The 8,625-nt window shown below is 59.8% G+C and carries 6 protein-coding genes and 1 pseudogene; 6 read left to right on the top strand and 1 reads right to left on the bottom strand.

The genetic code is table 11. From position 1 onward, the window contains the following. Nucleotides 1-1,317, top strand: a 1,317-nt coding sequence (locus ILT44_RS29160; protein ID WP_372441288.1) for a M10 family metallopeptidase C-terminal domain-containing protein, incomplete at its 5' end; no start/stop codon positions are given. Nucleotides 1,318-1,692: 375 nt separating this feature from the next. Here the strand turns inward: ILT44_RS29160 and ILT44_RS29155 are convergent. After that, a complete protein-coding gene (locus tag ILT44_RS29155; RefSeq protein WP_204243110.1) occupies nt 1,693-1,884 on the bottom strand; it encodes a hypothetical protein in 192 nt (63 codons plus the stop codon). A 1,304-nt stretch (nt 1,885-3,188) separates the two neighbouring features. Here ILT44_RS29155 and ILT44_RS29150 point away from each other — a divergent pair. From ILT44_RS29150 to ILT44_RS29135, 5 genes and pseudogenes are all read left to right on the top strand, one after another. Next, nucleotides 3,189-3,635 carry a PilZ domain-containing protein gene (locus ILT44_RS29150; protein WP_204243109.1) on the top strand — a complete coding sequence of 149 codons (447 nt, stop codon included), beginning with the start codon at nt 3,189-3,191 and terminating at the stop codon, nt 3,633-3,635. Between the two features lie 192 nt (nt 3,636-3,827). Continuing rightward, nucleotides 3,828-3,953, top strand: a pseudogene (locus tag ILT44_RS32155) (IS110 family transposase); the annotation flags it as partial. 755 nt (nt 3,954-4,708) lie between these two features. Beyond that, nucleotides 4,709-5,164: a hypothetical protein gene (locus ILT44_RS29145; protein ID WP_204243108.1), complete on the top strand. Its 456-nt coding sequence runs from the start codon at nt 4,709-4,711 to the stop codon at nt 5,162-5,164. Between the two features lie 585 nt (nt 5,165-5,749). After that, a complete protein-coding gene (locus tag ILT44_RS32075; RefSeq protein ID WP_372441287.1) occupies nt 5,750-6,100 on the top strand; it encodes a PilZ domain-containing protein in 351 nt (116 codons plus the stop codon). Between the two features lie 669 nt (nt 6,101-6,769). After that, nucleotides 6,770-8,410, top strand: coding sequence for a M10 family metallopeptidase (locus ILT44_RS29135; RefSeq protein ID WP_204243106.1), 1,641 nt, complete (start codon nt 6,770-6,772; stop codon nt 8,408-8,410). Nucleotides 8,411-8,625: the final 215 nt, after the last annotated feature.

Below are 8,625 nucleotides of genomic sequence, written 5' to 3'. Positions count from 1 at the left end.
GGGCTCGGGGCTGATCGGATGAGCGGCGGTGTCGGCAATGACACCTACGTGGTCGATAATGTGGGTGATCAGGTCGTGGAGGCTGCCGGCGAAGGCACCGATAAGGTTCTGACGTCGATCTCCTACACCCTTGTTGCCAACGTTGAGGATCTGACCCTTACAGGGGCTGCAGCTATCAATGCCACGGGTAACGCACTCGCCAACACGATCATCGGCAATGGAGCAGCAAACGTTCTTGATGGCGGGCTCGGGGCTGATCGGATGAGCGGCGGTGTCGGCAATGACACCTACGTGGTCGATAATGTGGGTGATCAGGTCGTGGAGGCTGCCGGCGAAGGCACCGATACGATACGGACTGCGCTGGCCAGCTACACGCTGGCGGTCAATGTCGAGAACCTCGCCTTTGCTGGCACAGGTTCGTTCAACGGCACCGGTAACACTCTGGCGAATGTCATCATGGGGGGAACTGGCGATGACACGCTCACGGGTGGTCTTGGTAAGGACACGCTGTCAGGCGGGGCGGGGGCGGACACCTTCGTGTTCACCAGCGTTGCCGACAGCCGCCCCGGTGCGGCCGAGCGCGACGTGATCACCGACTGGGACGGCAGCGACAGGCTCGACCTGAGCGCCATCGACGCCAGCACCCAGCCCGGGCACCAGAGCCTGGTGTGGGTGGGCCAGGGGGCGGTGAGCAACGCGGTCGGCTCCGGTCAGGTGAAGTACTTCCAGGACAACGGCAACACCTACGTGGTGGGCGATGTCACGGGTGATGGTCAGGCCGACTTCAAGATCGACATCCGCGGCCTGCACACGCTGTCCGCAGGACAGATTCTGGGCGGCGTCGATCCGAATGCGCCGCTGGTGCTGACCGGCACCACCGGGGCCGACACCCTGGTCGGCAAGGGCGGCAACGACACGCTCACCGGCGGTCTGGGCAAGGACACGCTCTCAGGCGGGGCGGGGGCGGACACCTTCGTGTTCACCAGCGTTGCCGACAGCCGCCCCGGTGCGGCCGAGCGGGACGTGATCACCGACTGGCAGAGCAGCGACAGGCTCGACCTGAGCGCCATCGACGCCAGCACCCAGGCCGGGCACCAGAGCCTGGTGTGGGTGGGCCAGGGGGCGGTGAGCAACGCGGTCGGCTCCGGTCAGGTGAAGTACTTCCAGGACAACGGCAACACCTACGTGGTGGGCGATGTCACGGGCGACGGTCAGGCCGACTTCAAGATCGACATCCGCGGCCTGCACACGCTCACTGCCGACAACATCGTGGTGCTGGACGGGGTCACGGTGACCGGGCTGGACCCGCTCGTCTAAGGGTTCTGAGCCGCAGGGCTGCAGCCGCAGCCCTGCGGTGCCGTCACATCGGGTCAACGCTGGTCTGCTTTCCTTGAGGGGCCGCTCCCTCAATCGCCGAGGTCGGTCCTGACCTCGGTGTCATGCAAACATCCCGCGGTGGCGACCGCATGAAGCGATTGCGAATTCCTGCTCTTGCCCGATCAATCAATAGAGCAATGCCGGTCTCGGCTCGGCCGCCGCCTGCCTTCCGTCTTCGGCGCTCACACGCCCGCATTCTCGACCGCCCTGTTCGCCGTCGCGTTTGGCTTGTGACAGACCAAAACCAAAGGCGTCTGACAGGTTCTCTCAGGTCAGGCGTGCCGGCTGCTGGTACCGCACGAAGCGCGACAGAGGTTAAAGCGGGGTGACTTTCGGCATCGCGTTGCGCTGAACTTTCCAACTGTCAGGCCAGTAGCCCGCCCACTCGATCAGGCCGATGCCAAGAGCTAAGATGAGGGTGATAGCATAGATAAGGAGTTCCTGGCGGGAGAGGCGCTGCCGAGACAGCTGCCACAGCCAGATGGTGAGACGAACAAAAGGATCCATGGGAGTGTTATAGCAGGGCTCGAGCCGAGATGCGACGACGTGTCCAGCATGCACCTTCGGTCGATGCTGAACGAAGCTGGCAGGCCATCCTACAGGGATCCTGATGGTCTGGAATTCTCGCACTCGGCTGATCGGTACTCAGCACACCCAGATCCTTGGCGGGACGATCTCTGCCGCGGCACCAAGGTTGAACCTTGGAGCATCAAGGGGATTGGCTTCACGGCCGGGCCAGCCTTCACTCCGGGCAGCCGTTGCGCTCGTGCTCCGGCCGGAAAACTTCAACTCGGCCATGAGAGGAGGGGAGCATTTCACGGTGCACATTCCCCATACACCCATCCCGGCTGCATTCCCATACGCTGCGGCGCTGCATGATGCGTTGTTGGGGCCAAGCGGTGTCTCGTTCCTGCCGCGACCCGGCGCCTCGACCCCACCCAGAAATGCGAAGTGTGTAAACCGATGTCCGTGCCGCGGCGATGGGTCTGAATTTTCAGGATGTGACGGCAAGCCGGGTCCTCGCCAGATCGGTTTGCAGTTTGAACTCGGAAGCTTGGAACACTGAAAATTCCTGCCGACTGGATGGGGTATCTACGAGCCTGAGCCACGGCGAAGCAACAAACCCAAGAGAGCCGGGCATACAGCGGGCCATACCAGGATCCGCCTATACACGCCACGGCCGCTACTCCGCTCGCGGCATCTGCTGGATCGGCCTAACCGGTGCAATGATTGGTTGAGCTGGCGTTAATCTGTCTCGCCAGACACACCATTGTCTTCCGCGATAATGCGTTCCAGGCGTGAATGCCGTCTCGTAAAGAATGTCTGTGCCTGGCGATCTTTTCACTTGGGCCCCGCTGTCAGGGCTCAAGAGAGTGCCGATGGCATCCCCACTGTGCGTCGGTTCTTAGCCCACAGGCTGGGGCCAGGGCAGAGCCTTCGACCTTCCATGCAGGATTGGGAGCCTGTTTTCCGGTTGGGCTCAGCCCGCTTTCGATGGCGTTTCAAAGTTTTGTCTGCATTCGGGTTGGAGGTCCCGCGTGGGGCGGGACCTGAGACAAACATGGTTGACACCAAGCCGGGCGGCATAAGTTACATTCACCGGCGCAATCCAAGGAGCGCAGGGGAGAACTGTTCGTGTTCCGTGGAGGGCACCCGCGCTTTCGCCCGACGAACCTTGGGTGGACAGGAGCGACGGGGCTGACAGGATCTGTGGCGCCCGGCCCGTGGAGGGCACACACTCAGTAGGTTTATTCCGTTGAAGATTGGTTAACCCACCTATAAAGCCTCCCGTTGCTACAGGAGAAGTCTTGATGGAGCATCGTCGCTCGCTACGCACCCGAACCATTCTTCAGGGTCGGGTGGTCTTTAACAACCGGTTTTCGCTGATCGAATGCACCGTAAGGGATCTCTCCGAGACCGGAGCGCAGATTACATTTTCCCACCCGGTGTCGCTTCCATCAGAGCTTGAATTGGAAATTCCCAAAAAAGGGCTGTCGACTCGGGCCAAAGTGATGTGGTCGAGGGGCATACACCACGGAATTATGTTCCTCGAAGCAACGCAGGATGAGGCTCGCGACGATTCTCCCGCCGCGTTCGCGGAAACTATGGCTCCGGACAAGAGCTCCCCGCAAGAAGGCGAGATCGATGGGCCGGCTCCGACGATCCAGGATGTGCTCGAAGAGGCCCGCCGCCGGATAGCGCATATCGCGGGTGTGCCGGTCGAGACGGTGCGGTTGAAGTTAGAGATCGAGTTCTGAGCGAGTTTAGCCCCCTGCGGAGGATCGGCACGCCCGCAATATTCCGAAGTGTGATCGGCGCTGATGGAACCGCGTTCATACACCGGACAGACCGTATGTTCATTGTCAGCGGGGTGGCTCGTCCACACTATGCAATTGCGAGGGTTGCGCCTGATAGGCCGGCGCCGAGCCTCCCGCACAGGGGGACGAGCCATGCAGCAGAAGAGCAAAGTGTTTGCCGGTTTGGATGCCTCGAAACTGAAGATCTCCGTCGCTGTGGCCGTGCAGGGCCGCCAGGGCGAGATCCGCTTCCTCGGCGAGATTGACGAGCCTTCATCGACGCCCGCTGGCAGATCGGGGCAGCCCCGGACGAACACACGGAATGCGGACCAACCCGCGCATCAGAGTTTGCTTAACCGTCGTCTTTACCGCTCTGCCACCAGCCCTGCGCAATCGCTCCATTCTGCCACGCCCGGTTCCCGCCCTGGAATCGCGCGCCCACGTCCAAGCTCATTGACAACGAACATCAGAGTTGTCGATCTAAAGCGACAACCGGGCGACTGAGAAGCAGGTCCGTGCTGTGAGGTCGTCGGCGGACGGAGCGGTCCTAATGCTCGGTTAAGATCAGATGGGCATGATCCACACCGCATTGAACACAAAGCCAAAGATGAAGCCCTCCACTGCAAGCCTGAACATGCTCGAATCCTCCGGCCTGAGGCCACTCATGATCTGGTCCATAACGTTTCACCGCTATGGTTAATAGAAATCGAGCGCCTTCGGGAAGGCGCCATTCTGGTAGTTCGGCTGGGCAGAAGTGTTAGGCATGTAACCCTAAGTCGTGCTGAATATACGACGGTATAAGTCGATGAACGCGTTTCGTTCCCGGGTGTGGCATCGCGCGAACGCGTTCAGATAAATTGTGATCGGCGACCCATAGGCAGCGCCTTGAGGATTGCCGTAGTTTCTACTGGGCGTGACGTGCTTGTGGTGGATGCCGATAACGGAGAGACATCAACCCACTTCACCCATCATCGATACGAGACCAGGCCAGGTGGGGCAGGCTACACATACGTGTCCCTTCAGGGATGTCGGTCATGACCGGGATCAAGCGCAGAGCACCGAGGTACCAGGAAATTGTCGTGGATACAGACGGGCGCGACACAGCCAGCCAGCGCATAGCTCCTGCCGTCTGTCACACCTCCCTGATCCCGTTCGTTGCCAGATCTTTCGACATCTGGTCACTCGGCAGGGCGGTCGCGCTGAACGAGGAACCCCATGCGATCAACCTCGACAAGGCGCGCGCATTCCTCAACCGAGCCGACTCGCGCGGATCAGAGAACAGCTGCGCAGCCGATCACATCAGGACCAAGCCTGCGCCAGAACTCCTGCCGGCAGTGCTCGTCGGACGGAATGCCTTCGGCAGTGCGCAGACCGTCGGGAAAGCTGTGACCGAGATCCGGCCGAAGGATGCTCAAGCGTTCGAAGAGATCGGGATCTTGTTCGAGCATCTGTTCGGCATCCCGAGATTTCCTCCTTCAACCGCGCAGTAGGACAATATTGGATCAGTTTATGCAGCTCGATAGACGCTCCATACGATGTAAGGCCACAAGATCTACATAGTGGCTCACCGATAGTGGTTGCGCTGGCCGGTGGAATAACTCTTGGCCTTGAATCGTTAGCCCTGCACGAAGGCAATTCGACCCTTCAACTTCAGCCATCGCCTCACTTCAGGCCCCTTCACACAATTTCTTGTGAGGGGCTTTTTTCTGTTCTCGTTGCTCCACGAAAAAACTCCCTTACAGCAGGCCGAGAGGGAGAAAGGCTTCAGAGAGGGTAGGAAGCAGGAGAAGACTGCTTATGCCACAGGCCTGATTACCAGCCTCGAAAGTGGCAAATTGGGGCTGGCTCAGTCGCACAGCACTATCCTCGGCCCTGCCGCATCCGGCCCGGTCATGTTTGAGCCGAGCTGAAACATGCCCGGGCCAAATGGGTTGGAATCGTGAAGATCGTTATCTTTCTGATTACGGAAGCCCCTCCAAGAACAGAAAGGTCTCCTGACCCATTGTTACCTATGGGTCAGGAGACCTTTCTGTTGCCCGATCCCCAACTCATCCAGAAACTTTTCCTTAGTCACTGTGCGTCATAGTGACATAGGCACACAGGACAATGCGCGGAAGAGTTCAGGAGGAATTGTGGTGAGTGAGCGTCGTTCGGCCAAACGCTGGCACACTGTTCTTGCAGCCCACATCAGGTCTAACAGCAGGTCTAAATCCATTGAGTGTATCGTGCGGGACCTCTCCGACACCGGGGCCCGGGTCTATTTCGCCGACATCTCTGAGATGCCATCCGAGTTCGAGCTAGAAATCCCAAGCCGAGGACTGAGGGTCCGGTCGCGTCTCATGTGGAATCGAGGGGCAAATCACGGCGTCATGTTCCTCGAAGCGGTGAAGGCTTGGACTGATCCGATCCGCGCAGCGGCCGCATGAAATGTGGAACGCGCTCTGCAGATGGCACCCATGTGACAAGCGGCTCTTGGGATTGTGACGATCTGGCCGGGTGCAGGTCTGTGCCCAGTCCTGTCCTGCCGCCCTTATGAGCAGGAGCCCTTCTGATGGACGGTCGTGAGGTGTACGGCAGCGCCACCGGTTCGCAGCCATCTTTGCAGGAAGTCTGCAACTCGGGAAGGGCGCGTGTCACGCTTGGCTCTGGACCTAATCTGCTGAGGCATATGCGTGGCGGTTCTCACTATTCAAGCGTGAGATACAAAGTTACGTTTCCCGCTTTCGTGATGTATCGACGAGTCGGCACGATGCGAGCGGCACGGGGAGTGAACACCCCTATGCCGAGCGGAGTGGTGTCGTAGTAGCCCGGACACAGGCCTGTCGGAGGAGCTTGCCCGGCTAGCACCGCAGTTGCCTATAGCCTTTCTTCCACAGGGAGAAGCTTAAAGCCACAAATGGACAGCCGCGGATCGCCGGCGCGCCGCAAGGCGCCACCCTGCGCAGCCTGGAAAACCATGAAGCTCGTTCCCTTCACGGACTGGGAGTGTCACTCCTTTTGGAAATTGCCTGGGAGGCCTCGACCGCCATGAACATTCCGGTTGTGCTCATTCGACCTGACCGGTAGGTATTTTTCCTTCAGCTATTAGCGTTTAAATGCTGGGCTACACTGGGGGATTTATGGCCAACATACGCACGTCTGTGCCAGGATCAGGTTATGGCAGCGTCTATATCGACAGCCTGATCTGGGGTGGAACAGCCTGGGATGCCACGCGCAGCCCCATCACCTACTATTTCGGGCAGACAGCAGCAGATTTGGCGACAGCGGGCCCAGCCAACAAGCACGAGCTTGACCTCGATGCGGCAACACTCAACAGCTGGAGTGCTGCGGAAAACAACGCCTTCCAATATGCCCTCAGGCTATTCTCCAGTGTGTGTCAACTGACCTTCGCCCCGGACGCATCCGCCGACAGCGCTGATATCGTTTGGTGGAAGACCGGGCTGGGGGATCATGTGCTCGGCATGCATGAAACCCCGTCAGAGGGCCAGATCTGGGGCTATTTCAACCCCGACATTCCATCCTATTGGGGCAATCTTCAGCCAGGCGGAGGAGGGCTGACGACCATCATCCATGAGCTGGGCCATGCTTTTGGTCTGGCTCATCCCCATGATGGCGGAGGCGAACCGGATGCCACCATCTTTCCTGGCATTCTCTGGTGGGAGACCGCGGACCGCGGGCTCAGCCAAGGGATCTGGAGCGTGATGTCCTACAGTGATGGTTACGATCGGGCCGCGCAATCGCCGTTGTTCGGAGGGCAGGCAGGCCTGGGCGCATTCGACATCGCGGCCCTTCAGGCTCTCTACGGAGCGAATATGAGCACGCGGACGGGCGATGACGTCTATGAGCTGCCTGTGGTGAACACGGTTGGCACAGGGTGGTCGTGCATTTGGGATGCCGGCGGCATCGATACCGTCAGCGGCGTGCGGTCCTCACAGAGCGTTGTCATCGACCTGCGTGCAGCGACCCTGGCAACAGGTGCAGCCGGCGCGGGAGGATTTGTCTCGCAAGCGGGCGTCATCGGGGGCGGTTTTACCATTGCCAATGGGACAGCGATCGAGAACGCCACCGGCGGACGGGGTAATGACCGATTGATCGGCAACAGCAGCGCCAACGTCCTCGATGGAGGTCGGGGGGCAGACCGGATGGAGGGCGGTCGAGGGAATGACACATACTATGTCAACACGGCCAAGGACGCTGTCGCCGATACGTCGGGCGTTGATACAGTCTATACGAGTGTCAGCTATGCGTTGAAAAGTGCAGCGCGGATCGAGGTCCTGAGCGCAGCGAACAGCACCGCCAAACAGGCGATCAAGCTCACGGGCAGTGCATACGCCAACACCCTTGCCGGGAATGCCGGATCCAACGTTCTGAGCGGGAAGGGGGGGCACGATACTCTGATCGGTGGCGAAGGGCGGGATGCCTTCGTGTTCGACACGCCACTGAATAAACGCAGCAATGTAGATCGGATCATCGATTTCTCAGTCCGGGATGACACACTCCGACTTGATCACCGCGTGTTCAAGGAATTCGAAAAGCCAGGCTTTTTGTCGTCCGCGGCCTTGCACATCACCACCTCCGAACGCTGGGCCCACGATGCGGGTGATCGGATTATCTACAACCGCAAGACAGGTTACATCGCGTACGACCCCGATGGCACTGGAGAGACAGCGGCGGTCACTTTCGCCCAGCTTGAGAAGGGGCTGAAACTGAAAGCAAGCGACTTTTACATTGTGTGAGAGCGGTTGCTCTGAGGGGCCGTTCGCAGCGGCTTGCCTCGCACGATCCTTGGTCTGGGCTCTCCGTGCTCACCGGGAGCGGTTTGGCGCCGCGATCCCCAGCAGGGGCATTCCCTGGCTTGAGGTATTCTCTCTAATTGTTTGGTAGCGGAACGTTGTTGGGATCAGGTGCGTTGGGCGATTGAGACCTATACGTGGCGCTTCGATGGCTCGCG

Source organism: Microvirga arvi, from assembly GCF_016892765.1.
Taxonomy (GTDB): Bacteria; Pseudomonadota; Alphaproteobacteria; order Rhizobiales; family Beijerinckiaceae; genus Microvirga; species Microvirga arvi.
The sequence above is the reverse complement of the archived record's forward strand: the minus strand, read 5'-3'. Positions and strand labels throughout refer to the sequence as shown.